The organism is Vibrio scophthalmi LMG 19158 (assembly GCF_000222585.1).
GTDB classification, from domain to species: domain Bacteria; phylum Pseudomonadota; class Gammaproteobacteria; order Enterobacterales; family Vibrionaceae; genus Vibrio; species Vibrio scophthalmi.
On record NZ_AFWE01000184.1, the window covers coordinates 1 to 25,231 of the forward strand.

General features: G+C 43.7%; 29 protein-coding genes and 1 pseudogene. 18 read left to right on the forward strand and 12 right to left on the reverse strand.

The window, feature by feature from the left end; all coding sequences use genetic code 11:
- Position 1 precedes the first annotated feature (1 nt).
- From RH88_RS15530 to sigZ, 4 genes are all read left to right on the forward strand, one after another.
- Entirely contained in the window at positions 2 to 1,168 is a 1,167-nt protein-coding gene (locus RH88_RS15530; protein WP_050798517.1) for a multidrug effflux MFS transporter, read from the forward strand.
- A 488-nt stretch (positions 1,169 to 1,656) separates the two neighbouring features.
- On the forward strand, positions 1,657 to 3,015 hold the full coding sequence (locus RH88_RS15535; protein WP_005597724.1) for a hypothetical protein: 1,359 nt from the start codon (positions 1,657 to 1,659) through the stop codon (positions 3,013 to 3,015).
- A 363-nt stretch (positions 3,016 to 3,378) separates the two neighbouring features.
- The gene (locus RH88_RS15540; RefSeq protein ID WP_005597725.1) at positions 3,379 to 3,675 is read left to right on the forward strand and encodes an ArsR/SmtB family transcription factor; all 297 of its coding nucleotides are present in this window, start codon (positions 3,379 to 3,381) and stop codon (positions 3,673 to 3,675) included.
- Positions 3,659 to 4,231 carry an RNA polymerase sigma factor SigZ gene (sigZ, locus tag RH88_RS15545; RefSeq protein WP_005597726.1) on the forward strand — a complete coding sequence of 191 codons (573 nt, stop codon included), beginning with the start codon at positions 3,659 to 3,661 and terminating at the stop codon, positions 4,229 to 4,231. Before RH88_RS15540 ends, sigZ begins: the two co-directional genes overlap by 17 nt.
- Before the next feature lie 79 nt (positions 4,232 to 4,310).
- On the opposite strand, the gene RH88_RS15550 is transcribed toward sigZ, so the two are convergent.
- The 5 genes from RH88_RS15550 to RH88_RS15570 all read right to left on the reverse strand — a co-directional run bounded on the left by RH88_RS15550 (position 4,311) and on the right by RH88_RS15570 (position 9,412).
- On the reverse strand, positions 4,311 to 6,224 hold the full coding sequence (locus RH88_RS15550) for a methyl-accepting chemotaxis protein (protein ID WP_005597727.1): 1,914 nt from the start codon (positions 6,222 to 6,224) through the stop codon (positions 4,311 to 4,313).
- A 276-nt stretch (positions 6,225 to 6,500) separates the two neighbouring features.
- Positions 6,501 to 7,013, reverse strand: a complete 513-nt coding sequence (locus RH88_RS15555; RefSeq protein ID WP_005597728.1) for a hypothetical protein — start codon at positions 7,011 to 7,013, stop codon at positions 6,501 to 6,503.
- Between the two features lie 13 nt (positions 7,014 to 7,026).
- Complete coding sequence (locus tag RH88_RS15560; protein ID WP_005597729.1) at positions 7,027 to 7,437, reverse strand: putative signal transducing protein; 411 nt, start codon at positions 7,435 to 7,437, stop codon at positions 7,027 to 7,029.
- A gap of 251 nt (positions 7,438 to 7,688) precedes the next feature.
- Positions 7,689 to 8,009, reverse strand: coding sequence for a hypothetical protein (locus RH88_RS15565; RefSeq protein WP_005597731.1), 321 nt, complete (start codon positions 8,007 to 8,009; stop codon positions 7,689 to 7,691).
- Between the two features lie 311 nt (positions 8,010 to 8,320).
- Positions 8,321 to 9,412, reverse strand: coding sequence for a hypothetical protein (locus RH88_RS15570; RefSeq protein WP_005597732.1), 1,092 nt, complete (start codon positions 9,410 to 9,412; stop codon positions 8,321 to 8,323).
- Positions 9,413 to 9,561: 149 nt separating this feature from the next.
- On the opposite strand from RH88_RS15570, the gene RH88_RS15575 reads away from it, so the two are divergent.
- From RH88_RS15575 to RH88_RS15590, 4 genes are all read left to right on the forward strand, one after another.
- Positions 9,562 to 10,260: a response regulator gene (locus RH88_RS15575; RefSeq protein WP_005597733.1), complete on the forward strand. Its 699-nt coding sequence runs from the start codon at positions 9,562 to 9,564 to the stop codon at positions 10,258 to 10,260.
- A 39-nt stretch (positions 10,261 to 10,299) separates the two neighbouring features.
- The gene (locus RH88_RS15580) at positions 10,300 to 11,625 is read left to right on the forward strand and encodes a sensor histidine kinase (protein WP_005597734.1); all 1,326 of its coding nucleotides are present in this window, start codon (positions 10,300 to 10,302) and stop codon (positions 11,623 to 11,625) included.
- Positions 11,626 to 11,709: 84 nt separating this feature from the next.
- Positions 11,710 to 12,012: a Bor family protein gene (locus RH88_RS15585; protein WP_005597735.1), complete on the forward strand. Its 303-nt coding sequence runs from the start codon at positions 11,710 to 11,712 to the stop codon at positions 12,010 to 12,012.
- A 270-nt stretch (positions 12,013 to 12,282) separates the two neighbouring features.
- The gene (locus RH88_RS15590) at positions 12,283 to 12,711 is read left to right on the forward strand and encodes a VOC family protein (protein ID WP_005597736.1); all 429 of its coding nucleotides are present in this window, start codon (positions 12,283 to 12,285) and stop codon (positions 12,709 to 12,711) included.
- 59 nt (positions 12,712 to 12,770) lie between these two features.
- Here RH88_RS15590 and RH88_RS15595 read toward each other — a convergent pair whose 3' ends face one another.
- The gene (locus tag RH88_RS15595) at positions 12,771 to 13,085 is read right to left on the reverse strand and encodes a hypothetical protein (protein WP_005597737.1); all 315 of its coding nucleotides are present in this window, start codon (positions 13,083 to 13,085) and stop codon (positions 12,771 to 12,773) included.
- A gap of 140 nt (positions 13,086 to 13,225) precedes the next feature.
- On the opposite strand from RH88_RS15595, the gene RH88_RS15600 reads away from it, so the two are divergent.
- On the forward strand, positions 13,226 to 13,543 hold the full coding sequence (locus RH88_RS15600; RefSeq protein WP_005597738.1) for a helix-turn-helix domain-containing protein: 318 nt from the start codon (positions 13,226 to 13,228) through the stop codon (positions 13,541 to 13,543).
- A gap of 151 nt (positions 13,544 to 13,694) precedes the next feature.
- A complete protein-coding gene (locus tag RH88_RS15605) occupies positions 13,695 to 14,111 on the forward strand; it encodes a GFA family protein (RefSeq protein WP_005597739.1) in 417 nt (138 codons plus the stop codon).
- A gap of 96 nt (positions 14,112 to 14,207) precedes the next feature.
- Here the strand turns inward: RH88_RS15605 and RH88_RS15610 are convergent, their stop codons facing one another.
- Entirely contained in the window at positions 14,208 to 16,301 is a 2,094-nt protein-coding gene (locus RH88_RS15610) for a methyl-accepting chemotaxis protein (RefSeq protein ID WP_005597740.1), read from the reverse strand.
- 440 nt (positions 16,302 to 16,741) lie between these two features.
- Here RH88_RS15610 and RH88_RS15615 point away from each other — a divergent pair, with 440 nt between their 5' ends.
- From RH88_RS15615 to nqrM, 3 genes are all read left to right on the forward strand, one after another.
- Positions 16,742 to 17,353: a 3'-5' exonuclease gene (locus tag RH88_RS15615; RefSeq protein WP_005597742.1), complete on the forward strand. Its 612-nt coding sequence runs from the start codon at positions 16,742 to 16,744 to the stop codon at positions 17,351 to 17,353.
- A gap of 111 nt (positions 17,354 to 17,464) precedes the next feature.
- A complete protein-coding gene (locus RH88_RS15620; protein WP_005597743.1) occupies positions 17,465 to 17,923 on the forward strand; it encodes a NifB/NifX family molybdenum-iron cluster-binding protein in 459 nt (152 codons plus the stop codon).
- Positions 17,920 to 18,117 (forward strand): (Na+)-NQR maturation NqrM, encoded by a 198-nt coding sequence (nqrM, locus tag RH88_RS15625; RefSeq protein WP_005597745.1) that lies wholly within the window; start codon positions 17,920 to 17,922, stop codon positions 18,115 to 18,117. Before RH88_RS15620 ends, nqrM begins: the two co-directional genes overlap by 4 nt.
- A 70-nt stretch (positions 18,118 to 18,187) precedes the next feature.
- Here nqrM and RH88_RS15630 read toward each other — a convergent pair whose 3' ends face one another.
- Positions 18,188 to 18,499, reverse strand: coding sequence for a DUF134 domain-containing protein (locus tag RH88_RS15630; RefSeq protein ID WP_040757992.1), 312 nt, complete (start codon positions 18,497 to 18,499; stop codon positions 18,188 to 18,190).
- A gap of 33 nt (positions 18,500 to 18,532) precedes the next feature.
- Here RH88_RS15630 and RH88_RS23050 point away from each other — a divergent pair, with 33 nt between their 5' ends.
- The 3 genes from RH88_RS23050 to RH88_RS15640 all read left to right on the forward strand — a co-directional run bounded on the left by RH88_RS23050 (position 18,533) and on the right by RH88_RS15640 (position 20,341).
- Positions 18,533 to 18,940 carry a PaaI family thioesterase gene (locus tag RH88_RS23050; RefSeq protein ID WP_081467385.1) on the forward strand — a complete coding sequence of 136 codons (408 nt, stop codon included), beginning with the start codon at positions 18,533 to 18,535 and terminating at the stop codon, positions 18,938 to 18,940.
- Between the two features lie 104 nt (positions 18,941 to 19,044).
- Positions 19,045 to 19,731 carry an MOSC domain-containing protein gene (locus RH88_RS15635; protein ID WP_005597751.1) on the forward strand — a complete coding sequence of 229 codons (687 nt, stop codon included), beginning with the start codon at positions 19,045 to 19,047 and terminating at the stop codon, positions 19,729 to 19,731.
- Positions 19,732 to 19,831: 100 nt separating this feature from the next.
- Positions 19,832 to 20,341: a MerR family transcriptional regulator gene (locus RH88_RS15640; protein WP_040757993.1), complete on the forward strand. Its 510-nt coding sequence runs from the start codon at positions 19,832 to 19,834 to the stop codon at positions 20,339 to 20,341.
- Between the two features lie 110 nt (positions 20,342 to 20,451).
- Here the strand turns inward: RH88_RS15640 and RH88_RS15645 are convergent, their stop codons facing one another.
- Positions 20,452 to 21,033: a MarR family winged helix-turn-helix transcriptional regulator gene (locus RH88_RS15645; RefSeq protein WP_005597754.1), complete on the reverse strand. Its 582-nt coding sequence runs from the start codon at positions 21,031 to 21,033 to the stop codon at positions 20,452 to 20,454.
- A 159-nt stretch (positions 21,034 to 21,192) separates the two neighbouring features.
- Here RH88_RS15645 and RH88_RS15650 point away from each other — a divergent pair, with 159 nt between their 5' ends.
- Positions 21,193 to 21,957 (forward strand): hypothetical protein, encoded by a 765-nt coding sequence (locus tag RH88_RS15650; RefSeq protein WP_005597756.1) that lies wholly within the window; start codon positions 21,193 to 21,195, stop codon positions 21,955 to 21,957.
- Between the two features lie 431 nt (positions 21,958 to 22,388).
- Here the strand turns inward: RH88_RS15650 and RH88_RS15655 are convergent, their stop codons facing one another.
- The 3 genes and pseudogenes from RH88_RS15655 to RH88_RS23055 all read right to left on the reverse strand — a co-directional run.
- Positions 22,389 to 23,276 (reverse strand): LysR family transcriptional regulator, encoded by an 888-nt coding sequence (locus RH88_RS15655; protein ID WP_005597757.1) that lies wholly within the window; start codon positions 23,274 to 23,276, stop codon positions 22,389 to 22,391.
- A 34-nt stretch (positions 23,277 to 23,310) separates the two neighbouring features.
- Positions 23,311 to 23,946: an SGNH/GDSL hydrolase family protein gene (locus RH88_RS15660; protein ID WP_005597758.1), complete on the reverse strand. Its 636-nt coding sequence runs from the start codon at positions 23,944 to 23,946 to the stop codon at positions 23,311 to 23,313.
- A 53-nt stretch (positions 23,947 to 23,999) separates the two neighbouring features.
- Positions 24,000 to 24,286, reverse strand: a pseudogene (locus RH88_RS23055) (UTRA domain-containing protein); the annotation flags it as partial.
- Between the two features lie 188 nt (positions 24,287 to 24,474).
- Here RH88_RS23055 and RH88_RS15665 point away from each other — a divergent pair.
- Positions 24,475 to 25,221, forward strand: a complete 747-nt coding sequence (locus RH88_RS15665) for a methyltransferase (protein ID WP_005597759.1) — start codon at positions 24,475 to 24,477, stop codon at positions 25,219 to 25,221.
- Positions 25,222 to 25,231 lie beyond the last annotated feature (10 nt).

The window sequence follows — 25,231 nt, forward strand, 5'->3', positions numbered from 1 at the left end:
CATACCTTTGGGACCACTGGCTATTGATGTCTACTTGCCATCGTTTCCACAGATGATAGAAGCGTTCGCTGTCTCTGATAGTGAAATAAGACAAACTATTTCGATTTACGTTTTGGCGCTCGGTGTTAGTCAATTAATCGCGGGACCCGTTTCTGATCGCAAAGGGCGAAAGTTCTCAGCCATGTTTGGGTTGATCATGTATGCAGTAGGTAGCCTGTTGGTTGTAGCATCTTCCTCTTTAGAGATTCTATACGCAGCGCGAGCCCTTCAAGGTGTTGGCGCTTCATTCACTATGATTACTGCCATGGCTTGGGTTCGAGACAATTACGAAGGTGACGTCGCGGGCAAGTGGTTAAGTTATATGGGGGGTGTAACCAGTGCGGTACCAACTATTGCACCGCTCATTGGTAGTGGGTTGGTTCTCTTGTGGGGTTGGACAGGTGGCTTCTACCTCATGGCTGGTTTAGCTCTCTTGTTGTTTATTATGTCAGCGGTAACACTTCAGTCTAAGAAGAGTGTTATGGCTACGGTTAATGTAAAAGATACGGTTGATGTAAAGGACACACAAGCACTTAAATGTAATGTGCGTGACATCTTGAGCAATCGTACGTTTTTGGTGTATTCACTGGCTAACATGCTCAGTTTTGGTGCACTGTTGACTTACATTTCGGTTGCCCCAATTGTTGCAATTAGTGAAGGAGAGCTTTCTCAAGTGCAGTTCTCTCTTATGTTTGGCGTCATAGGCGGCGTTCAAATATTAGCTAGCCTTATTGCACCAAGATTGATGAAGTCGTTTGGCCGCAGGAACACTGTGCGTTTTGGTGCCACCGTTATCACTGTCGGAGGCGTGGGTTTGTTGTTTATAAGCTCAAATGCGACTAATGCGTTCTTTGCTCTATCGGCATTGGGAGCCGCAGGCTTTAGTCTCTTATCTGGCTCTGCTACATCTCTTGCCCTTGAGCCTTTTAAGTATTGTGCTGGTTTGGCAACATCAATCGATGGTTTTTTCAGAATGATTGGAGGCGCATTGCTAGTTGTTGTATCGGGAGTTTTGGGAGTCAGTAGTATCTCTACACTAGCCATCGTCATGCTGTTGTCATTGCTGCCAGTTTTGTTAATCACAGTAGAGAGCCGCACCATGCATAGAGCTGACTCAAGGTTAAATTAACACCTAACTTAATCGCTTGGAAATTGACGAACATAAAGCAATTTGGTGCTAGATGCCTCGGCTCACATAACTACCACAAATGTGGTGGCTGTGTGATTTGGGAAACATGTAGTAGATTAAATGACCGTAGCAATTCAATCTGAAGCTTTGCAATACCTCACCTAATCCATTGAATGCTAATTTAGCAAAACCACTGATTTATTCTTGTCCAAGAACTTCTCAGGTTGAATTTTTATCCGAGGCACTTTCTAGCTCGAAAGTGCCCCATTCCTTGTTTCGACTGATTCAACACATCCACCACCAAAGCTTCATCTGACTTACTTTTCCTAATCCAACTATGTGACCAAATTCACTGTGCCACTACAGTCGTAGACACTGACCTCGGCGAGTCAGATCATAGACTTCTATCTCTAGGGCGGGATTAACAGTTACTTAGCACTCGAAACTAGATAAAATACCGATGCCTAATCAATACGGATTCAGAAGTCATGGGAAGCTACGCATACGACTACTTAAATGATTCATTGCTACTTGATAGTACACTCGTTACTAGACTTTATAGTGGCCTTTCAGATGCAGTACTCGAACAGGAACTTATTAAATACCGTGAATACTGCTTAAAGGTACTGCCTGAAATACGTGATGTGGTCAAATCTCAGGGCGTAGTTAGTTGCTTAGCAACTGATACCCTGTCTCATACTTCTCATCTAAAACAGGCTGCACTATATCTAGAAGAAGCTGTAGTTGCAGATCCAGTCTTTGAACTAACTGACTTTAGAACTCAAGCTACAGAAGCCCTGGCGTCATTTATCGGCATGGCTTCAACCCCAAAGGTAGACCGCCATAAACTAACCAAAGCAGCGGTTCGATTGATTGAATTACGTCCGTTAGTAGCAGGTGGTTACGTTAAGCTGTACCCAGTTACTTTTGAACTTGAAAGGGACACTGAAGTACAGCTACTCTACTCAGATGTTGGATTTGAAGATTGCTTACCTCCAAACATCTTAGAACAGTACAAAGCTAGTGTTGATGTGCGAAGTGTTCAGAACGATAATGGACGAATGCTCGTAATGCGTGATCTATACCCATGTAGAAACATCAGCATTCATTTCCAAGGCATGGAAAGCGGCTTCGCTATGGGTTATCTATTAAACCCAACAGAATTTGAACCGACTGATAAAGAAAACCTATTCACCTTCATTCAAAAGAAGTCTTCTGTGCCACCCAGTAAAGCTGATTTTGATGCTTGGGTATATCAATCTGTAAATCAAACTGCGAGAAATCATTACATTGACCTCAGCAAGCGTGTAGCGTTATCAGAATACCTCGGCTGCATGTTTGGTACGGAGCATCCGTTTGAAAGCAATCTACTTAACATGAATGTCGGTAGTACTGATATTCAAGCCAATACATTAAATTGTGCGCTACAGATGGACGTGCCATTCATGGAACAAGTATCCTCTGCTGATTTGATGTCTATTCGAAACAACGACGGTGAAGCATTCCAGTCGTTCCGTGCTGAATTAGAAAAAGGGCTACGTGAAGCAAGGAATGAAACTGACCCTAGTCGTGTGAAAGCAATTATCGAAGATACTCAGCATGAACTATTCGAAGTACAGATGCACCAGATAGCCCCACAAGTGAAGCAGTTAAAACGAACACATTTTGCTGAAGCTGGTATTGCCGTTGCTGGCTTAGGGTTTAGCATTGTGACTGGCGGGGCTAGTTTGATTGCTACTGGCGTTGCGGGGTTGAATGCTCTGAAGTCACACCACGACTACAAATCAAAAGTCACTGCTAATCCAAGTCATTTCTTGTGGAATGTAAAACAGAAAGCAAAGAAGTAGTTCCATTAGTTCGCAATTAAACAGAAAGCACGCTGTCTGCGGGTTATTTGTTGTGGGATTGTTTGCTGGTACCTGTAGGATCGGTTTCGTTCTCTCTATTGCTATCGAACCTCTGACAGTGAGCTTTTTCACTTTTCCATACCTGTAGTAATGTATTCATTACTAATTTAGCGAATTCACTGACTCATTTCTGTCCAAAAGTTGGTTGTGACCGGCTCTCATTAGAGTTTCAACTTAGTGGAAATAGTTCCAATGAAACTTTTCCCTACATCCGCGATTTGAAGTAACGAGATTGCTTTTTAGTTATATTTCGATTATTTTGGAAATATATAGTAAATCGAAGCAAACTAATCGGTGAATACAATGGAACTCGAAGCTGTTGCTAAAGCGTTAAAAGAGCTTGGCCATCCAACCCGTTTATCTATCTACAAAAGTGTGGTGAAAGCAGGGTATCAAGGCATTGCGGTGGGTGGATTACAAGAGCAATTAGATATTCCTGGCTCCACGTTATCTCATCATATTGCCAGCCTTGCTTCAGCCGGTTTGATCAGTCAACGTCGCGAAGGGCGAACTCTGTATTGTGTGGCGGAATATCAATGCTTAGAAGGCGTGATTGGTTTTTTACAAGCGGAATGCTGCGCTGATGAAAAATGCCAATAATTTACTGAATCTTGATGAGGTATGGCGCCAATACCAGCATTCATTGAAAGCGTTTTTGCATAGTAAAGTCGCTAATGAGGCAGACGTTGAAGACCTACAACAAGAGATTTTGATCAAGACCTACCAAAGCTTGGCGGATGTACAAAATGAATCAAGCGTGAAGTCTTGGTTGTTTCAATTGGCGCAGCGAACCATTATCGATTTTTATCGCAAGCGTGCTCGTACTCAACGCGATAATGATCTACAAGCGGATGATTTATGGTTTGAACAAGTGCCTGAAAGTGTTGAGCAAGAACTGGCAAATTGTATTGCGCCATTTATTCAAGCATTGCCAGAGTCGAGTGCTGAACTTCTCGGAAGTGTTGAGCTTGGTGGTGTTAGTCAAAAAGAGTTGGCCGAGCAGCAAGGTGTCAGCTACTCCACACTGAAATCTCGCGTGCAAAAGAGCCGTACAGAGCTTAAAAAGCTGTTTGAAGAGTGCTGTGATCTGACTCTGGATAAGCATGGTAATGTGATTGATTATCTTCAGAAATCAAAAGCATGCCCCCACTGCTAATCATCTTCTTAGTCTGATTAGCATTAAAAAGCCTCGCGGTGCGAGGCTTTGGTGTATTAAAAGCGTTGTATTGTAAACGCTACAGCTTAAAGCTACCCACCATGGTATCTAAACGTTGAGAAAGCTCTTTGAGTTCTCCACTAGCTAAAGCCAATTCCTCTGCTGTCCCTGTGGTTGCTTCATTGATCGCGTTGATCTCTTCGATATTGTTGTTGATGGTATAAACCACGGTTGACTGCTCTTCGGTTGCCGTTGCAACTTGGGTATTACGATCGGTAATATCGTGAATACGCTCCGAGATATGAGTCAGAACTTCGGCCGCTTCGTCAGACGATGACACGCCTTCATAAGTCAGCGCCTTGCCCGCTTCCATTGCGGTTACCGCGTCTTTCGCGTCACCTTGTAGCTGGTTAATCATCTTCTGAATTTCGTCGGTAGAAGATGCGGTGCGGCTCGCTAGGTTGCGAACTTCATCTGCAACAACCGCAAATCCACGGCCTTGCTCACCCGCGCGTGCTGCTTCAATCGCTGCGTTCAATGCAAGTAGATTCGTTTGATCTGAAATATCACGGATAACATCCAAAATTGAACCGATCTCTTGAGTAGTTGACGCTAGCTGCCCCACGACTTGGCCAGTATGGTCGATGTCTGCGGCTAAACGGCTGATCACATTTTTCGCCTTGTTGACGACGTTTTGCCCCATCTGAGTATTATCAGAGGCGAGCGCTGCGGTATCTGCCGCGGTTGCAGCGTTTGAGGCGATTTCACTAATGGTTGCGCCCATCTGATTGATCGCAGTGACCACTTGAATCGTTTGGTCGCGTTGCAGCTGGCTATTGTCGTAGGTTGAGTTGGCTCGGTTAGACACATTATCCGCCGCAGATTGCAGTGCATGACTGGTGGATGCAACCTCTTTCATCGATTGGTGGATCTTTTCAATAAAGCCGTTAAAGCCTTCTGACAATTGGCCGATTTCATCACTACTCTTAATTTCAATACGTTGTGATAAATCCCCATCCCCTTTGCCTAAGTCGCTAAAACGCGCTGCGATAGCACGAATCGGGCGAGTAATGCTGTTGGCGAGTAACACACCCATGATGATAAATAGCACCGCAATAAAGGCGGTGGTGAGCATCATTTGTTTTGCTACTGCGGCAAGATCAGCAAACACTTCTTCAACAGGAACCACGCCGACAACGAACCAATCCATGGATGGAACGTAGGTGCTCGAAACAAAGACCTGTTCGCCTTGGTATTCCGCTTCGATGAGATTGAAACCTGACTTATTAAGTAGTTTCGCAGTACCAACGCCGTAAAGATTATCCAAAGAGCTGCGTGTTGCGTTGCCATCACGATGAATTTTGATGTTGCCATTTGCGTCCGTAAGGAAGACAAAGCCACTTTGCTCAATTCTAAAATTGTTAAGTAGCGACACCATGTCATCCATTGATTTAGATAGACCAGCCATGGTTAAGCCGTGCAATAGCTGAAAATTGGTGAACATTTTCACATCGCCATTTGGCTCTTGAAAGATACTGACAGAGGTTGCATTACCCGATTGAGTAAAGCCAAAAAACCAACCATCTTGTTGTTGGTTTAGCTGACGTAAGAAGCCGTCTTGGTTCCAGTAATAAGCCGTTTCTCGGTTTGCAACCGAGGCATCATTTAGGTCGTACTGCTGACGAACGTTCTTGAGTTCTTGGACTAACATCGCTTGTACACTGGCATCGATTTCAGTGCCATCGACGGCGTGTTTGATAAACTCGTTATTGGTGATTTGTTCAGCTGCCAGCAGCATTTCGCTTACTTCACGGTCGATCTGATTACTAATGTCGTCAAGGATCGACGGAAGCTCAATTTCTATAAGGTGGTGTTCAAGTAAGCTACGAGACTGTTTCTGGGCGATGACGCCCATAATAATTGTGGATGAAAGCACGGCTAAGGTGATTCCTGCCACCACCTTTTGCTTGATGCTAATTGAATTTAATTTCATTGGTTGATCTGCCTTTTTATAGCATGTCGTTATTGTGAGGTTTTACGCCTGCTTACCCTATTCGGCGATGACTTCCATTCGTAGAGATGTCCAACACGGTTAAGATATCGACATGTAGTTGCATTTCTTTACAAAAAAATGCGATCCATATTTAAATGTCTAATTGAAGATCACAGATTGGTAGCAAAAAATTTATTTAAGCAATGAGTAAGAGAGCGAACAGAATGGTGGATTGATCGAGGTAACGAAGGTAAATACGACAGGGAAACGGCTAGATTATAAGACCAACGGTTCTATCCATAAGCTGATAAAGGCCATTGTGACACTGAGTGAATTTACCGCCAATAGCCATAAAAAAGCAGTACTTTTTAGCTGAAGATTGGCCACAAACCACTTTTTATATACGAGTCCTTCTAGGATGCTGTTGACCAAGCAACCCAATAGAAATGTAGCTCCCCAGGTGATGGGGTTAAATGTGCCCCAGCCGAGAAGTGAGTTAATGATCGAGGCAGGGAAGAATTCCCAAAGCAGTCCCGCCAAAGGAATCAATACAATGCCTAATAGCGCGGAAACTATATTGGCGGCGAGAGTTGCAACGAAAGCTCGTTTAGCGGGTAAAGAGAAATAATAGCGAACAAAAAGCGTTTCGAGCACGAGACCGGCGCTAATTGCCCACCAAGAAAAAAGGCGAACCTCCAAATAGAGGGCAGGCCAAACCACGTTCGCATAAGCGACTGTAGGCAGCAGTAACAAGCTTAAAAGGCTAATCTTTTGCACGTGGCTCATCATGATGTTCTCTTTGTTATTCGCCTAACTTATCGCTAAATTGGCCACATTGATGGCACTTGTAGCCATGCTTGTAAAAGAAGAGTGGAAAGCCAAGCAAGATAAAGACAACAAAAGCGGTGCGTTTTCCTTGTGTAAAGGCATAAATGTCAGTGCTGCCACAGCATGAACAGCGTTCTCTTTTTGTAGAAGCTGCGTCTTCACCGTTGCTGAGTAAGTGTGAAAAATCACTGTTGAGTAGCTCACTAGCAACCGTTATATCCGTTTCGTGTACCATGAGACGGACTCCGCCAATGGCATTGGAATAAAGCCATTGCGCATTCACGGTGTGCTCATCAGCGAGATAACACTCAATTCCTGCACAATCGAGGCTGGCTTTGGCTATGTGTGCTTCATGAGGAAAAGAAAATCGAGCAACAACAATCAAAATAGCTCCTTGGTTCCCATCTAACTGCGCCGCTAGCGATCTGATCACAGCGCGTCGTCACAAGTGACATGTTATAACAACGATGACTGATACCGTTCAACATAAGTCTTTGATCATTCTTGCTGATTAAAACCACTGATAACGTTGTTGTAGATTTTGTAATTAGAATAACTAGTTAACGGTAATCTACGCCTAGTTCTAAGCGATTTTTCTTGCGCAAATTTCTGACCACTTACTTATCCTGATTGGTATTAGCAGTCGTCACCTAGATACCACCCACGAGTAATAATACCATCAGAATCGGCGACCCACGTGATGATGCAGTCTCGATAGGGATCGGAGAATGCGTGTTGAGTTTCGCCGTTATCAAGTTTGGTTTGCGTTTCTTGCCATGCGTAGATTTTAGTCTCAAACAGGCCCAGCGCCTTGCGACTTGGCGTCAGATATAACGTTTGCGCGTCTATGATGTTGGAATCCACGTAGGATTGAACATGGGTATCGAGGCTAACGATTTGGCTAGTACAACCAGTCACAGTCATCAGTAATGTCGCGAATAAAATGGCTCGTGGCACAGTGAACTCCTAGTCAATCATTGCGCTTTTTCAGTCGAATATTCATTACATTTAATATCAAGTTATGTTTAGTTCTATATATTGTGCAATAAATAGAGAAATAGTAATGGAAAAATGAATTTATGCCATTAACTGAATTGTTTATGTGGAGTGTTTTATCACATTTGTCTGTCTTAAATTTGAGCCGAGTTGTCAGTTTTACTTATATGGAGTCAATAAAATGTAAAAAGCCCTAAGTGGCAATCTATCAGTTTGAATTTCTCAATATATAAGATGTATTCTTAATTCGGCGTTATAATGGAAGTTATTTGTTATTCGATTCGAGTAATAAAGTTATATTTATCGGAATCGGATTTTGTTATCCAGTGAGCGCCGTTGAAAGGTGCAGCATTGAGTGTGAAGAGGTAAAAATCAACCCCCTTATCACCGAGGACCATCTGGCAGAATGTTGCTTGCTTACGATGGCTTTCATCAGTATATGGGATCTCTTTGGCTGATTGTTTGCCATCACTCCAACTGTGTACACCGATTTGTTTATTTGCCTCAATGGCTACGTTTTTATTGGTCTTTTGTAAGATGCGCTCTTTGCCTGCAGCGAATAAATCGGTTCCCCCGGAAAACACTGACCCTGTGGGTGTCACCATCGTGATGAGGTTATTTTTATGAATCATGACCGCTGAATAGAGATTAATGTCATCGTCGGCACTACCCCCAATGCGGTTATTGAATTTCAAAGTCATATCACTACCTCTGTACTGTTCAATGATCTCCTCGAGTTGTAAATAGGTGGTTGCGCCTAGCGTAGAGTGATTGTCTGCAGCTTTGGTCTTGAGCACATCTTGGTAGAAGTCGTCGAAAGCAAATGAAGTTATGATATCAATATGATTACCGTTTTGAGACGCAGTTAAAACGGTAGAACCAATGCTGCTAATCAGTTCAGAGAGTTCATTGTTGTACTCAACTTTTACCTCAATATGGCTATCAATGGTCTTTGCATCGATTAATGTTGTAGTACTGTTTTCTGAACGGTATACGTCCGAGCATGGGAAGGATTCTATGTTTGGTTGCTCATAAATATGGCATTGTTTGTTGCCCTCTATATCGAACAAGAGATCAATTTCATGATCGTTAACGTCAACTAATTTTACAACAACCTGCTCTGAGTCAATTGCTTCAGCAAATTTCACATTGTGGTATGCTTTACCTTTGTAAGTCACTTTTATCGATTCGATGATTTGTTTTCTTTCTTCCATTAACTTGTCAGCTTTTTTATCTGAATAAACGTAGTTGGTTAATGGTTTCGCTACGATTTTTTGTACTGAATTTGTTTTGCTTGAAGATGTGTTGCAGCCAGCAAGAATAACAAGTGGAATGAATAGCATCGATTTTTTTAAATAGTTCATTTTTGTCCCCAGTCATGTTGATGAGTGGGATGTTAATGTGTCGGATTGTATTTTTCTGTCTTGGATTGGTATGGAAATGTAATTCTATGTAGATACAATGGCTTTAGAATTGAACAGAAATCTGAGAAAAAGAAAAGGCGAATTATTCAATGTCACTACCAAGAATGCTTATTGTTGAGGATGATTTAAAGCTCCAAAGTATGTTGGAAGATTATTTTGTTACTCAAGGATTTTCTGTTAACACTCGAGATGATGGTGCGGATTCTGTGCAATACATCATTGATGAACAACCTGATATTGTGCTGCTGGACTTAATGTTGCCAGTCATGGATGGTTTGACTATTTGTCGCCAAATTCGCGCACATTATAACGGTAAAGTATTGATATTAACTGCGAGTGATGATGACTTTGATCATGTTGCGGGCCTTGAAACTGGCGCGGATGATTATGTAATGAAACCCGTAAAACCGAGGGTGCTATTAGCTCGTGTACGCACATTATTGCGTCGGCAAGCGGTCTTACCGGAAGCGAAGAATTCGGATGAGATCGAATATCGCCAATTAACACTAAAAAAAAGATATAAGCGGTGTGAGTTTCAAGGAGAAGTAATACCGTTAACGGATAGTGAGTTTGACCTTCTTTGGTTGTTAGCGACTAGCCCCGATATACCTATATCGCGAGAACAGTTAACTAGAGAGTTACGTGGTATTGAATATGATGGGTTTGATCGTTCTATCGATAATAAGGTGGTTAGGCTGAGAAAGCTGCTAGGCGATGACTCTGCCTCTGCTGAGAAAATACAAACGGTAAGAGGTAAGGGCTACCTGTTTGTCTCTACAGCATGGTAATTCGCCATTCAACCATAGCGAGTAAAGGGAGTGATAACAATGCGACGTATTTACTTGGAGTCGATTTTGGTCTTGCTGGCCTGTTTTTTTTCTGGGGTCATCGCTTATGAAATTTCAGTTTCATACTTAACCACGAACTATGAGGACCTGTTAGAAGATTATGAAGCGATTGCATATCAACAAATGGTGCAACAAATTGCGGATAATCAAGGTTCGGAGGCTGCGATTGATGCCATTAATCAGTTTGCGAATACGACAAGGCATATTTTAACGACATATTCCCCAAGTGATGATTTACCACAACCTATAGCTGTTTTTTTTGGTGAAAATAATGCTGCTCGGGTCTTTTTAGATGGAGACAGAGATCTATGGTTTCGTTTAACCGGAGAGGAAAGAGTATTTCGCTATAGCCCCGATGAAGAAAGTTCACTACATCAAAATGTTCAATTTGAAACTGATTTAGTGTGGCTGTTTTTCATTGCTAGTTTCATCTTATATGGTTTAGGGCATCTCACCGTTATTTTTCGTCGAGTTAAAAAATTAGAAAAAGTGACGCTCGATTTTGCCTCTGGAAATCTATCTTCTCGTGCTCTGACTACGTCAGGAAATGCGATAGGAACATTAAATAAATCGTTTAATGTTATGGCTGATCGAATTCATAGCTTAATAGAAAGTAATCGAGCGTTGACTAACGCTATTGCCCATGAGTTGCGTACACCAATCTTTCGGATTCAGTGGCAGGCTGAGTTATTAAAAGAGACGCCTCTAGATTATCGACAATCATCAACGATTCGCAGTATTGTTGATGATACTGAGGAAATGGAGCAAATGGTGGATGAGCTTTTGTATTACGCCAAACTTGATAGCCGCCGATTGGAATTGTCCAAAGAAGACATAGTAATCGATGGTTTTTTGAATGAATTGATAAAATCTTGGCGACGAGAAACTAAGTTAGAGATTAACCGCATAAACAATTCGTTGAGTGAGACGGTGATTTGTGGTGACCGAAAATTGTTTAAGCGAGCTTTGGATAACATCGTCCGTAATGCAATCAAATTTGCCGATCAGAAAATCACGATTATTCTCGATCCAAGTGATGAATACCTTTTTGTTTCCATTCATGATGATGGACCTGGCGTAGAAAAAAAACATCACGCTCAGTTGTTTGAACCTTTTTATGTTGCGAATCAATCGAGAAATAAAGCAAAAAGTGGCCATGGACTAGGGCTTTCGATTGTGAAAAAAATTTGTGAGCAGCATGATATGGCAATTAAAGTTGGCCGTAGTGACGTGTTAAAAGGCGCAGTGTTTACCCTTTGTTTTCCGTTATGTCATTCGCTCGCTGACAATCACATACAGAAATAATAAATCAGCTCTGAAACAATATGCATCACCAGCGGCTAGAGGACTTCTGGTTCGTTCATTGTTTGATATGTTTTGGAGTAAATCATGAAAAAATTAATACTGACTATTATACTATCTCTAACGGCTACGGGTTGTGCCCAGCAGACATTCGTTATGTCATCGGATACGAATTCGGCAGTAAGCAACACACCAACGTCAAAACAATCACAACACTTCTTTATTGATGGCCTAGCTCAAGGGCAAGAAATCGATGCTGCAGGCGTATGTGGCGGTGGGGATAAAGTCGCAAAAGTTGAAGTGCAAAAAACGTTTGTTAACGTTTTGCTTGATGTTATTACATTTGGTATCTATACCCCAAGAGAAGCGCGTATTTATTGTAAAGCGTGATAGTTCATTAGCATTGACTGCGCCTATGGCTCTTACGAGCTTAGGGCGTTTTTTGGTTTGTAAAGCAAATGAAATGTCTACAGTGTGGGTTTTGGATTTGCCCCTGTAATTTTGATTTTGTTGGCAAATTTGGGTTTCCGCATGGCTAAAATGTGGTTACACTTCACACAATTGAGATAAACTTTGGCGTTGATAAGGTTAGTTCACCATCAAAATGACGGTTGAATTTAACGTTCATCATGGATCGCCATTTCAACAGAGTGAGCTAAAATGGAACCTCGTATCAGCATTATTACGCTTGGCGTAAAAGATCTAGAGACATCGTATAACTTCTATACAGCACTTGGTTTCCCAACCACTTATTCTCCAGCGGAAGGCATTGTATTTTTCAAAACCGGTGGCGTCTGCTTAGCTTTATATCCGATCAATGCTCTCGCGCGTGACATTTCTAATAAATACGTTGGTTACCGCGAAGGGTTTACGGGTGTAACGATCGCACATAATACGCGTAGCCGCGGTGAAGTTGATGAAATACTAACGGTGGCAGCGAAGGCTGGTGGCACAATTGAAAAGTCCGCTCAAGATGTATTCTGGGGTGGTTATAGTGGTTATTTTGCCGATCCTGATGGTCATCTGTGGGAAGTTGCTTATGGTGATTGTTGGAAGTTCAATGCCGATGGTTCGTTAGTGATCGACTAACGCGAAATCTTCTATCGTTTAAAAAAGCCGATTTTACTCGGCTTTTTTTGTTTCAATGACTAAGTCAGTTGTTTGTCTAGCTCATCAATAGCAAACGTCAGCGCTTCAAAACCGAGTTTTGCTATTTGCTTTTCGTTTTTTGACAGTTCAGTACGAGCAAACAGCAGCTCACTCTCATCAATGTGAGGTAAGTGCAATAATAGCTCTTTGTATTTCAATAAGCGGTATTGAGACTGTTTAATTCGCGTTAAAGATTCATCTTGTGAATCCATCGCAATTTGCTCAATGTCGTTAATTAATTTTGCAATAAGGAGTCGCAAATTGCGAAGTGACTCATTGCACTCTGCATCAAAAATTTCATTATTCTTGTTCATTTAATACCAACGGTTCGATGCTAACTGTTTAAAAATCAGCGCATTGTGCGAACAGTGGAATAGGGGGTAAATATGGGGTGGTCAACATGGTCTGCTTATTGCGTTAGATAGGTCAAATCTGTCCTTTTTAGGAGCTTGTGATGATTGACCCTATAGTGATGGTTCTAATTAATAGACGTAAATCAGCCAGTATGACACGCGTGGAAATTGCCGAGATTGCGGGTATGAGCTTAAAAACTTATCAGCGTATCGAACGAGGCGAATCGGATATGAAACTGTCTCAGTTTCGCGCTATTACTCGTGCACTACACATAACAGAACTTGATGTTGCGCTCGATATCAAAGGCATCCAGCCCACAACAACTGCGGATTTAACCGCCGCTTGCCGATTATTAAATCGTGATGCACAAACATCATTGATGCGGTTTTTAATGTTGATAACAAAGCAAAAACTTTAAGCGGGAAAGCGATGGTGGAAACAGAGCGTTTAAGACTGACTCGCTTGAGTTAGGTCATATAAATAATCATTGTGCTTGAAAATTACTGGGTATTATTGCGATAGTGATGTGCCACAAGCGATGAATGATCGTCATAGATAAAGGAATAGATATGACTTACCCAATTACAGCACAGTGCCAATGTGGCCAAGTTTCCTACCAATTAAAAGCGGCACCGCAAATGGTGGCTGCATGCCATTGTAAAGAGTGCCAGAAGCTCTCTACAGCGCCATTTAGCGTTACAGCAGTAGTGAAAGCGGAAGATATTGATTTTCATGGTGAGATGTCAGATTGGAGCCGGCCCGCAGACAGTGGCAATGTCAATTGCGCCAAGTTTTGTGGTGGGTGTGGTAACCGTATTTATCATTTTGATCCCGAGCATCCGCAGTTAATCAAACTCAAGCTTAAACCGGTGAACTTGGCCGATGACTCACTATTTGCCCCAACAGTGCACGTGTGGGTGAAAGAAAAACAATCTTGGGTTGATATTCCGGCAGGGGTAAAAATAATTGAAGGTCAGCCTCAGTGATGAGTATATCTAGGCCATGTTCTTTGCTTCCTTCGAGATAGCGAAATAAAAAACAGCGCCCAATTGGGCGCTGCGATTTGTAGCATGAGGGTAAACTCAGATCTTAAATTTGTTCAACTCATCGTGAAGATCAGAGGCGCGTCCTGACAACTCATTGCTGATATCAACAGACGTCGTCATTGTGTCCATCACATCAACGGCGGTGTCGTTAATGATCACCACGTTACGGTTGATCTCTTCTGCGACCAAACTCTGTTCTTCAGCAGCAGAGGCGATTTGGTTATTCATGTCGTTAATCACATCAATCGCTTGGTTGATCTCCGCTAAGGCCGTTTGCGCTGCTTGGGTTTCATCCTTGGTATCGGCCGCTTGTTCTTGGCTCTGCTCCATCAATTCAACAATCGTCTGGGTGTCACGCTCTAGATGTGCCAGCATGCTACGAATCTCTTCAGTAGAGCTTTGAGTGCGGTTGGCTAAGTTACGTACCTCATCCGCAACCACGGCAAAACCACGGCCAGCAGAACCTGCGCGTGCCGCTTCAATCGCTGCATTCAGTGCTAATAAGTTGGTCTGTTCAGCAATGCCGCCAATTTCAGACAGAATACCTTGAATGCTTGCGCTCGATTCCGCCAAACTCAGTGTTTGCACTTGGGCATTGTTGACTTGCTGCGCCAATGCCTCAACGGCATGTGCTGCATTATCCATGCGTGTCATACCATTTTGGCTATTAGATTGGACTTGGCTTGCCGCTGTTGCAGCTTGTACCGCTGAGTTGGCAACTTCTTGCGCCGCTGCGGTCATTTCATTGATGGCCGTTGCCAGTGAATTGACTTCATTTAGCTGACCGTTGAGCTTATCTTTCGATATATCTGCACTCTCTTGGCCTTTGCGAGCGCTCGAATCCACTTGAACCGCGGTCTCTTTAGCCGATCGTAACATCTCTTGCATACGGCTTAGGAAGGCGTTGAACCAATGTGATAGCTGGGCGGTTTCATCTTTGCCTTTTACTTCTAAGCGATAAGTCAGATCGCCATCGCCTTGTGCGACATCTTTAAAACGCTCCACTAAGTTGCCTAGTACTTTGCCTAGTGAGTGCGCAATAAAGGTCATTGCGGCTACCCCAAATAGCATCGCTAAAATGCCGGCGGTCACGCCTTGCTGGATCGCTTGGCTATTCATCTCGCTATTCCAACTATTGAAGTCGGCAATGCTTTTTTGCAATACATGAGTTGGTACTGACACGATAACAATCCATGCTGCACCAGAGGTGTTAACAGAAGTGATGGCGTACTCTTGGCCGTTTTGCGTCATCATACCAATCGCTGTACCTGAGGCGAGGTTTTGGATTTTTGACCATTGATTGTATAACTGGCTCGGGACTTTTTTACCGACAGTTGCGGGTAGATTAGCGTTAGCCAGCGTTGCCCCTTTCCAAGAAGCGATGATGATATTGCCTTCGCCTTCAAATAGATCACTCGCGAGTGATTGGCTCTGCGCTTGTAATTGGGTCAGTGCCAGATCGAAACCCAATGAACCAATGATCTTGCCGTTGACTTTGATTGGTTGGCTGATGGTGGTGATCAGTTCCTGCTTGCCACGCACAGGGTACATGTAAGGTTCCATCACGAAGGTGCGACCCGTTTGATACGGCATTAGGTGCCAATCGTCGACGCGCTCACCATTTGCATTCATGGCAGTGTTGGAAAAGCTTGCCATGCCCAAAGCATCAAAACTGCCTTGATTATTAGGAGAGAAAAAAGGCGCCAATACGCCGTTTTCGTTGAAAGCGCTTCCTGCTTTTGCTTCACTTTCCAGCGGCCAGGTTTTTTCTTCAAATACCATGTAACCGGCAAAAACCGCTTCATCTTGGGCTTTTAGCGCCGCCGTAAAATGATTAACCAGTGCATCAGCTCCGGCATGATCTTGGGCACTTTGCTCCATAATTGAGCGTAATTGGCTTAAGCTACGAGTGACGGGAAACAGCTCATTGGCGATAGTTTTACCTTGTTCTGAAGCGGTAGAACGTAAGTGAGAAGTGGTGGCTTCAGTCAGCTGGTCAGAAACCTTGCTGGAAATCTGTTGGTTAACTTTGGTAAAAGCGTTGGTTGTCATCCCCATCGCGATCAATAGGGTGAAGGCCATCGCCACCCCCGCGCTGACAGCAATTTGTGTGCGAATACTATTGAACATGTTCATATACCTTTATGAATGTGTACGTGCTTAGTTATTGTTATTTATGAAATCTCGCTGATTATAGCGATAACAATTGAACGCAATATTTTGCAAAATAGATAAATATGAACAGTAAAAGATCGCTTATGAATCACTTTGGTGACCAGTCTGAAATTTGGCGTTTGGCGGTGATAATTGAGTGAGAGCTATTTTTCTATAAGTTGTTGTTAATATTGTTTTTAATTTAATGTAGCTTAACCAGATTAAAGCCGGTTCTCTTTATCGAACAAATGTAACAGCCAAAAATTTGGCGATAAAATTTGATATTTTAATGAGATAGGTCAAATTTTTTTTGCGCAAAAAATCAGCGCTTAATGCGCTTTGCGCTAACCGATAAGTGTGGTTACACTGCGCGGGTATTTTTACATTGATATAGGTGATGTGTGTCTATTCCTTCTATGGCGGATTCAATAATTGTGCTCGACTTCGAGACCACGGGACTTTCTCCTCAACAAGGCGATCGAGCCATTGAAATTGGTGCCGTGAAATTGCATCAAGGAGAAGTGGTTGATCGATTTCAACGCTTGATGAATCCAGGTTTTCGAGTGAGTAGTTTCATCGAAGGTTATACCGGTATTACCAACAACATGTTAAGTGGTGCTCCGCGCTGTGCAGAAGTGATGGATGAATTTGCTGACTTTATTCAAGGCAGTAATTTATTGGCGCACAATGCATCATTCGATCAACGTTTTTTAGATGGCGAACTCGCCCTCATTAACCGCGATTACAATGGCCAGTTTGCATGCTCTTTATTGGTATCACGCCGATTGCATCAAGAAACCTCATCCCACAAGTTGGGGGATTTAGTTCGTTATCACCAAATCGATAATGATGGCGTATTTCACCGAGCATTAGCAGATGCGGAAATGACGGCAAAGTTATGGCGTGTTCAATTGGCGACGTTACGCGATAAATATGGGATTACGCAGCCAAGTTTTGAATTAATGACGAAGATAGCGAAAACGCCTAAGGCATCGATTGATACTCTGCTAAGAAAGGTGAGCCGTTAGTGACACACTGATTGCGATAACTTTCACAATCTAATTTTCCAAATTAGTTATTGGCATATGCCAATAACTGGCGATATAGTGTGCTTTTGTTCTTATAGGGCAGGAGCCACTATGATCTACGCAATTCCTTGTCTTGATAATCTTGTTTCCAATCACTTCTCTCGTGCGCCACAAGTGGCGATCTTCAATCAAACCACCGGCACTTATCAGCTCATCACTCTTGAAGAAACGGCTTCGAATTGTGGTAAGAAAAAGCAGTGGATGGCATTAATGGCCGCACAAAACGTCAATGCGGTCGTCGTGCGTTCAATTGGTAGGAAAATGCTGAGTGCTTTGTTTGATCTTAATCTTGAGGTTTTTGCTGCACCGCCAAAAGCAGATATTCGCCAGTTGGATTACGCAGTGCTAATGCCAGTGACTTGCTTGGATTATGGTAAGGAACCTAAGAAGACGACCAGTTGTTGTGGCAGTAAAAAATCATGCGGTAGTCAATCAGCCGCCAGTACTCCATCGCCAATTATGAGCTCATTGCAAAAAGGCTTTACCTTGATAAAAAGGATCGCCAAATGACCTTTATCTTCGCTTTGATTGGTTTTGTCGTGGTGATTAGTCTGATGGCTATTGGTGTGCTGTTTTCTCGTAAACCCATTGCAGGCAGTTGCGGTGGGTTAGCCAATATTGATATTGAGCGTGAATGCAATTGCGAAGAAGTGTGCGATGAACATCGTAAAACCTTGTACCAAATTAGTGAGCCCAATACTTAACACAGGTGAGCCACTTAGTTGCTTGGTTGCTTGGTTGCTTGGCTACTTAGTTGCTTAGTTGCTTAGCTGCTCAGTCAGCCGATCCTTTTTGCACAGGTGTATCTTGATCAGTTGCTAGCACCAAGGCATGACCGTTGACCAAACAATTTGCCACTTTGGCTCGGGCCCGCTTAACGATGTTGCCGAAGGTTTGGCGAGAGACCTGCATTTGCGCGGCGGCATCGAGTTGGCTCAGCCCTTCTTGATCGGCTAAACGTAACGCTTCAAGCTCTTCCGCTTGGAGTTCTATGTGTTGCAGCTCTGTCATCGGTACGCCATTAGGCTTAAAGCAAGAGTAAGGCGCGCGAGTACAGATTTTGCGTTGTATTTTAGGCCGAGCCATGTCGATTTTCTCTCTCAAAAATAAGGGCAAATAATGGTGTCATCTAAAGCCAAATCACACTGCCAATGCGCGGTGTGTTGCCAACCATTCTTTTCTGAACAATGTATTGAGTTCATCCCCACAAACACCCATAGCGTTCAAGCCTCGATTGTAGCAACACAAAAGGTGCAGGGCTACGACGGCGTAATGCAAGGCGGTTTAGTCACGACGTTGCACGATAGTGCTATGCTGCATTGTCTATTCAATTTAGATATTACCGCTATGACGGTTAGCTTAGAGGTGCGCTTTCATCAGCCGATACCTATTGGACAAACGCTCTGCGTGCAAGCACGATGGGTGAAGAGTAAATGTCGACTCCATTGGTTAAATAGTGAAATTTGGTGCAATGGCGTGTTGTGTTCATCTGCAAGTAGTCGATTTATGTCGTTGTGTGATGGTTAGCGTCGAGTTGTGATTTTATCCTGAACGCTGGGCTTTAATCTTGCATTATTGGGCTGGTACACTCAGCGATATTTTCTTCACATCTTGACGAGTAAGGAGCTTCAATGACCATGACAATCTATCCTATTGCCGGAGTATATCGCGGTAAAGTCGCACAATTTCATGGTATGCAAACCGCTATGAATAAATCTCAAGTGACGGATGAAATCCTCCTTACTCCGACGGGGTTAGAAGGAGATGAGTGCTTTGAGACCAAATTTCATGGTGGCGTTGAGCGCGCTTTGCATCAATATCCTGCGGAACATTATGACTACTGGGCGAATAAATACCGCAGTGACTCTCAATGGTGTGCGCCGGGGATGGGAGAGAACATCAGCTCGATGGGTATGACTGAGTCGGATGTTTGCATTGGGGATCGTTACCAATGGGGTGAAGCAATTATTGAAGTTAGCCAGCCACGCTCACCTTGTATGAAGCTGAGTCAGCGCTGGGGTGTCGAAAACTTTTCTGTCGATATGCAAGATGTCAGCCGTTGCGGTTGGTTATATCGAGTGATACAAGCGGGTAAAGTGAGTCCAGATCAGCCTTTGATTTTGCTTGAGCGAGTGAAAAATCCACTCTCGATCCTTGCCGTTTGTGAGCGTTACTTTGGTGATCCGTTAAACCCACAGGGGCTAGAGGAGCTTATTGCCCAAGAGCGCTTGTCTAATAGCTGGCGTGCTAATGTCGAAAAACGGATTGCTACAGGCGAAGTGGAAAACTGGAATTTTCGTTTGCTGGGCCACGCTTAATTGTTGTTGACGTGGCTTAATAAAAAGAGTCAATCAAGCTATTGACCCGTCTATGAGTCAAGGGTTGAAGATAATGCCTGAACCACAAAGAGGCGAAAAAATGTTAACGGTAACCCAACTAGCAAGAGAGTGCGGAACTTCCCGCACTACGATTCTGTATTACGAGAAAGAGCAGCTACTCCTGCCTGCCTATCGTGCAGAGAACGGCTATCGCTGGTATGGGGAGAATGAGGTAGAGCGACTTAAAACGATCGCTTCTTATCGTTCTTACGGTTTGCCTTTAAGCAGTATTCGCACTTTGTTGGATCGACAGGGGCAATCTCAAGCACAAATATTGAAAGATCATTTCGAAGAACTAGAGCGAGAGATCCAAACACTACGCGCACAACAAAAAGCGATCGTAGTGTTACTTCAAGAACCAAAACTCATTGAGGATAAAAGCGTGACGAAACAACGTTGGGTTGAAATTATGCAAGCGGCCGGTTTTACACAAGCAGACATGGTGAAATGGCACCAAACGTTTGAAGCAATGGAGCCACAAGAACATCAGAAATTCTTGGAATCACTCGGTATTGATGCTCAAGAAATTGAGCAGATTCGTAAAATCTAATTTGATCTGAAGCGAATAAAAAAGCACCGTTCGTATAATCGTTCGGTGCTTTTTTATTGTCGTTTAACTAGGGATTACTGAGTCGTGCCCCAATTGACTACGCGGTTATTTCAGTCTTTCTTATCTGTGAATTCTTCATCATGCTCTTTACAGATCAACTCCCCGAATTCACGAGCGAGCGTCATCTGCGTTAGTTGACAGAAAAACTCTGTTTCCGAACGAACTTCGTGGTGGCGACAGGTTTTACATACGCCAAAACTGGCTTTGTCGTTACCTTGCTGCATGTCGCTGAGTAATTGCTTGAGTACCATTATGACGTGAGGAGAGTCGTTTTCTACTTTTTCTAACAATGGAATAAAGCGAGCGGGTGGGCAGATCTGATGGATCAGCGTTTCTCCTTGCTCAGTAAGCTTTAGGTGTGAGATACGCTTGTCATTGAGATCTTTATTCTTGCTTAGTAAACCCTTGCTCTCCAACAGCGTGATTGATTGTGAAGCGGTGCCTTTGGTAATGCCGAGAAACTCAGTAAGCGCGGCTGGCGTATCACTAAAGAGGTTACAACGTTGCAGGTAATACAACATTTCGATATGGACAGGGTGCAAGCCGTGTTCGTTGCCCATTTGGCGCGCTTCATTGCGCAGCAGGTTGCCAATTCTCTCTAGTAATTCATAGGCTTCATGGTTGCTTGCCATGCTTTCTCCAATTCGATTTGAAAATATGATCTCTAAAGGCTTAATTAGTTTTTAGTCGAAACTATGTTGAAAAGTATAACTGATGTGCTAACTTAATAAAAGTTTCGAGGCAAAACTAAAAATGCATGGCAGGATAGTTTTAATACAAGGAGAAAAATTATGAACAAATCTGGACTTGCCCTCAATCGTGTCGCTCTGAGCGTGACAACGGCCCTTTGCGTTGCTCTGAGTTCTAGCACTGCATTTGCTCACCTTGATGAGCATATCATTGCCGATAGCAATCAAGATGTTGTTGCCAGCTTTGATGTGGTTCACGCCAAAGTGGTAAAAAAAGCCGATCATTTAATTTTCCAAACCGAAGTGCGTGATGCTATCGGCGAAGTAAAACCGCAAGCGGTGGGGCAGTTAGCAGGAGCGAATGTATTTAGTTATGTTTGGCCAACTACGCTCAATTCTGCTGATATTGGTTTTGAACAAGATAAAGGTATTGTTGCCCTCGCAGTGACTGCTCACCCTGATTTTGATGACACGCCGAAATACGATGAAAATGGTGATGGTGACTTGGCCAATGATGGCGCATTGTGGCACTCACATTGGGTGGTGTTAACCGAAGATGCTCAGTGTCCAGAAGGGTTGACGGTGCGTGATATTCCAGCGGGCGAGACACCTAAAGTTCCTGCGACTTGGCCAGAGCTACCGATTTACATTGATAGCCCGGATTATGCGCCTAAATTTACCGACAAAGAGTTACGAGTGAAAGTACCTAAAGCCGATATTGGCTTGAATGATGCGTTCAACTTTGATTCCGTTACCGCAGTACTAAAGGTCAATGACAGTATTCATGCGCCGCTGCTGTGTGTGACTGGTGTGTATGATATTGCTTCTGGTGATTTGTCATTGCCGGGAGAAGTCAGCCGCAAGTAACCTCGGCTTAATCGCGTTCGGTTGTGGCGTCTACTGATGAAATGAAAGCGGGATAAGTTGTTACACTGAGGTGCTAACACACTAAGGTAGTTGGCTCAGCGTAACCTCTCGCCACGTTTCCACGGCTCACGGGCACTTTGAGTCATCTTTGTAAGGTCGTGGGTTGCTTGATGGTGCGATGCTTACAGAAAAAAGAAGCCTCTCAGCAGAAAGGGGGAGTCTGCAAAGAGGCGATAGTACAACTTTAGTTTAGCAAGGATTTTGAGTTCGTCAGGATTGTTTGATGTAAAGTTGCAAATATTGGCGTTATCGGTGTGCCGTTTTCTGGCAAAGCGGCATTGAAAAAGGCGCAGACACTCGCGCCAACATCAGACAGTGTGGTGCGGGTGCCAAGGCCAATTGTGGTTTTATGCAGACTTATCTTGCGAGTACTAACCTAACTTTTCTTGTAAAAAGGCTTTCAGCGCCAGCAATGCTGGAGTTAATTGGCGCTTATCAGTTACGACCATGTTGAGTGGGATATGATCGCCTTGCCAATCTTCAAATAATGGGATGAGTTTACCGCTATCAATATCGGGTTGCGTGTCGAGACGCGTTTTATAGCCAATGCCTTTCCCTGCCAACATCCAGCGTCTTACCACATCGCCATCGTTGGCAAAGCGATTACCGGTGGCGATCACTTCGCATTTTTCCCCTTGTTTACTAAAGCGCCATTTGGTGTGGTATTTGACGAGCGTGATAAAGTTGATGCAGTTGTGATTTACCAGCTCTGATGGGTGCGTTGGTTTGCCATATTTGGCGATATAGTCAGGCGAAGCACAAGCGATGCGATCATTATTGGGGCTGATCGGTAGTGCCACCATACTGGAGTCAGGTGGTGTGCCATAGCGAAAAGAGGCATCGAGTGGTCGGGTGTAAAGATCGACCACGGTGTCACACAGTTCTGTAGACAGGATCAGTTTTGGGTGCAAATCGAGAAACTCATCCAGTAGCGGTAACAGAACGTTGCGCCCCAAATCGGAAGGCATGGCTAGGCGCAAATGGCCAGTGATTTGGTTGGGGTCGTGTTTGACTGACTCCACACCAGACTCAATCGCATCAACCGCTTGCTGGCATTTTTCCAACATCAGTTGCCCTTCAGATGTTAGGCGAATACTGCGTGTGGAGCGGATAAACAGTACGCAGCTAAATTGGCTTTCTAAACGTTTAATCGTCGCGCTTACGGCGGCGGGCGTGAGATTCATGATATTGGCCGCTTGGGTGATACTGCCTTGTTTTGCGGTTTCGATAAAAACAGAAAAATCCTGCAGTACTTTCATAATACGCCTTTGCCAAATGGTCAGTGAATATAGATTAAGCGATGATGGTGCGAATGCGCTGATAAAGTGCGTCAGCGAACAGTGGCAACTGATCCGCAGGCCAGTGAACCCCCTCGCTTGCACAAGCTTTCACAATACTACCAGCATTGAAGTAATAGCAACCCAGCTCTTCCGCTTTCGTGCGGTAATGGTCGTCAAATTGATGTGACTTTTCTTTTGCACCCGTAAAGCCGTGAGCGGCGAATCCGATCTCATCAATGGGTGTCGGGCAGACGAGCAATATTGCCCGCGCTTTGGTAGGGTTGTGATTAGCAAAATATTGCGCGTATTTGACCAGTTCCCCTGCACCAGAAGCGATGTCATGGGCTGTTAGGCCAAATTGGCTCTGCAAATCATTAGTGCCGAGCATGATCACCACCACGTCAGGTTGATGTTTCTCTAAGCATGGCAAAAAGTAACCTAAACCTGAATGCGGGTTATGCAGTGATTCGTGAAAGCCGGTCGTTCTACCCGGTAGCCCTTCATTTATCACGCGCCAATCGTCAGGTAACTGATTCTCGAGCTGCGTTGTCCAACGCACTTCATGTTCATAGCGCCCTCCGTGTAATGGAATATAACCCCACGTATTGGAGTCACCAAAACAGAGCACAGACTTCTGACCTGATTTCATTACTTAACCTAGCGATTGAATGAATACAGTCTGATTGTATTACAAGACTCTGGTTATGAGCGATGACGTTTTGCGGTTAACATAAATTTGTAATCACTTGATTTGAAATAGTTTCGACTGTATTCAAAAATTGTATCGTCGATTAAGTGGCTACGAGTACGCTTTTCGATGATCAGTTAAATCCGGAAATATCTCAGTTGGCAGCCAAGTTTCTTCCACCGTGAACGGGTTGTCATTCACATAGCGCACACGTTTAACATAGAAGATACAGATTGCCTTCGGTGATGTCTAAATGCTCTGTTATGGCCAGTGATGCACTTTGGTGCTCAAATGCCAACATTCAGGCTGACTTAAGTTAGCGTTTGCCTGCCTTTATTTATTTTGCTTCCGAATCTCATTCTTAAAATGATAAATCCTACGGAATGAATTTTAAGTTATTGAAAATTAATGTACTTAAACTTGGTTTGATACTTGCTCATAGTAGAAGGTTGGTGGATTAACGATAACAAAATGAGACTAGGTGATTGCATGGCTGATTCCGTAAAACTCCTCTCTAGCGAACAGACGCAAGCATTTGATACCGAATATGTCGATGACTCGATGTTTGATTTGGTCATCGAGGCTTTAGATAAGTATCAGATCTCTCAAGCGCCCTTCAAGTTAATGGATGTGGGCGGTGGTAATGGTAAATATGTCGACAAAGTGCTGAATCATTTTGCTCGCGCGTCGGCGATATTAGTGGAACCCGAGCCATCTTTAGCGCAAAAAAATCGACCGGATGAACGTAAGCAAGTGCTGCAATCGACCTTTCAGAGTTTGGCATTACCAAGCCGATTGCAGGCGGTTCAGTTTAATTGGGTTCTGCACCATTTCGTTACCGAAGGTTATCAAAATACTTGCCGTGTTCAGCAACAAGCATTGCGAGATGCCTACAAAGTGCTCGCTCCGGGCGGTATTGTGCTGATCTTTGAAAATTTCTACGAAGGCGCGCTGATTGAAGATCTACCCAGCCAACTTATCTACCATCTTACCTCGAGTAAAGTGCTGGCGCCGCTCACTGAAAAACTGGGCGCGAACACCGCCGGTGTCGGTGTTTGTTTCCATTCCGCCCGTTTTTGGCGACAACAGTTAACCCAAGCCGGTTTTGCTAATATCAGCGAGCACCATTGTTACGATTTTAGCGCGCTTTCTCGCCTAAAACGGATCGGTTTAACGTTAGAAAAACAACGGGTAGGTCTATTGGTGGCACAAAAACCACCGCTGCGAACCTGTTAAGTAAAAATGC

Coding starts and splice junctions, on each gene's coding strand:
- RH88_RS15650 (WP_005597756.1), top strand. CDS start 21,193: ATGAACAAATCTGGACTTGCCCTCAATCGTGTCGCTCTGAGCGTGACA.
- RH88_RS15610 (WP_005597740.1), bottom strand. CDS start 16,301: ATGTTCAATAGTATTCGCACACAAATTGCTGTCAGCGCGGGGGTGGCG.
- RH88_RS15575 (WP_005597733.1), top strand. CDS start 9,562: ATGTCACTACCAAGAATGCTTATTGTTGAGGATGATTTAAAGCTCCAA.
- RH88_RS15615 (WP_005597742.1), top strand. CDS start 16,742: ATGGCGGATTCAATAATTGTGCTCGACTTCGAGACCACGGGACTTTCT.
- RH88_RS15580 (WP_005597734.1), top strand. CDS start 10,300: ATGCGACGTATTTACTTGGAGTCGATTTTGGTCTTGCTGGCCTGTTTT.
- RH88_RS15585 (WP_005597735.1), top strand. CDS start 11,710: ATGAAAAAATTAATACTGACTATTATACTATCTCTAACGGCTACGGGT.
- RH88_RS15595 (WP_005597737.1), bottom strand. CDS start 13,085: ATGAACAAGAATAATGAAATTTTTGATGCAGAGTGCAATGAGTCACTT.
- RH88_RS23050 (WP_081467385.1), top strand. CDS start 18,533: ATGGTGTCATCTAAAGCCAAATCACACTGCCAATGCGCGGTGTGTTGC.
- RH88_RS15635 (WP_005597751.1), top strand. CDS start 19,045: ATGACCATGACAATCTATCCTATTGCCGGAGTATATCGCGGTAAAGTC.
- RH88_RS15630 (WP_040757992.1), bottom strand. CDS start 18,499: ATGGCTCGGCCTAAAATACAACGCAAAATCTGTACTCGCGCGCCTTAC.
- RH88_RS15600 (WP_005597738.1), top strand. CDS start 13,226: ATGATTGACCCTATAGTGATGGTTCTAATTAATAGACGTAAATCAGCC.
- RH88_RS15590 (WP_005597736.1), top strand. CDS start 12,283: ATGGAACCTCGTATCAGCATTATTACGCTTGGCGTAAAAGATCTAGAG.
- RH88_RS15655 (WP_005597757.1), bottom strand. CDS start 23,276: ATGAAAGTACTGCAGGATTTTTCTGTTTTTATCGAAACCGCAAAACAA.
- RH88_RS15570 (WP_005597732.1), bottom strand. CDS start 9,412: ATGAACTATTTAAAAAAATCGATGCTATTCATTCCACTTGTTATTCTT.
- nqrM (WP_005597745.1), top strand. CDS start 17,920: ATGACCTTTATCTTCGCTTTGATTGGTTTTGTCGTGGTGATTAGTCTG.
- RH88_RS15555 (WP_005597728.1), bottom strand. CDS start 7,013: ATGATGAGCCACGTGCAAAAGATTAGCCTTTTAAGCTTGTTACTGCTG.
- RH88_RS15665 (WP_005597759.1), top strand. CDS start 24,475: ATGGCTGATTCCGTAAAACTCCTCTCTAGCGAACAGACGCAAGCATTT.
- RH88_RS15535 (WP_005597724.1), top strand. CDS start 1,657: ATGGGAAGCTACGCATACGACTACTTAAATGATTCATTGCTACTTGAT.
- RH88_RS15640 (WP_040757993.1), top strand. CDS start 19,832: ATGTTAACGGTAACCCAACTAGCAAGAGAGTGCGGAACTTCCCGCACT.
- RH88_RS15645 (WP_005597754.1), bottom strand. CDS start 21,033: ATGGCAAGCAACCATGAAGCCTATGAATTACTAGAGAGAATTGGCAAC.
- RH88_RS15540 (WP_005597725.1), top strand. CDS start 3,379: ATGGAACTCGAAGCTGTTGCTAAAGCGTTAAAAGAGCTTGGCCATCCA.
- sigZ (WP_005597726.1), top strand. CDS start 3,659: ATGAAAAATGCCAATAATTTACTGAATCTTGATGAGGTATGGCGCCAA.
- RH88_RS15605 (WP_005597739.1), top strand. CDS start 13,695: ATGACTTACCCAATTACAGCACAGTGCCAATGTGGCCAAGTTTCCTAC.
- RH88_RS15620 (WP_005597743.1), top strand. CDS start 17,465: ATGATCTACGCAATTCCTTGTCTTGATAATCTTGTTTCCAATCACTTC.
- RH88_RS15550 (WP_005597727.1), bottom strand. CDS start 6,224: ATGAAATTAAATTCAATTAGCATCAAGCAAAAGGTGGTGGCAGGAATC.
- RH88_RS15660 (WP_005597758.1), bottom strand. CDS start 23,946: ATGAAATCAGGTCAGAAGTCTGTGCTCTGTTTTGGTGACTCCAATACG.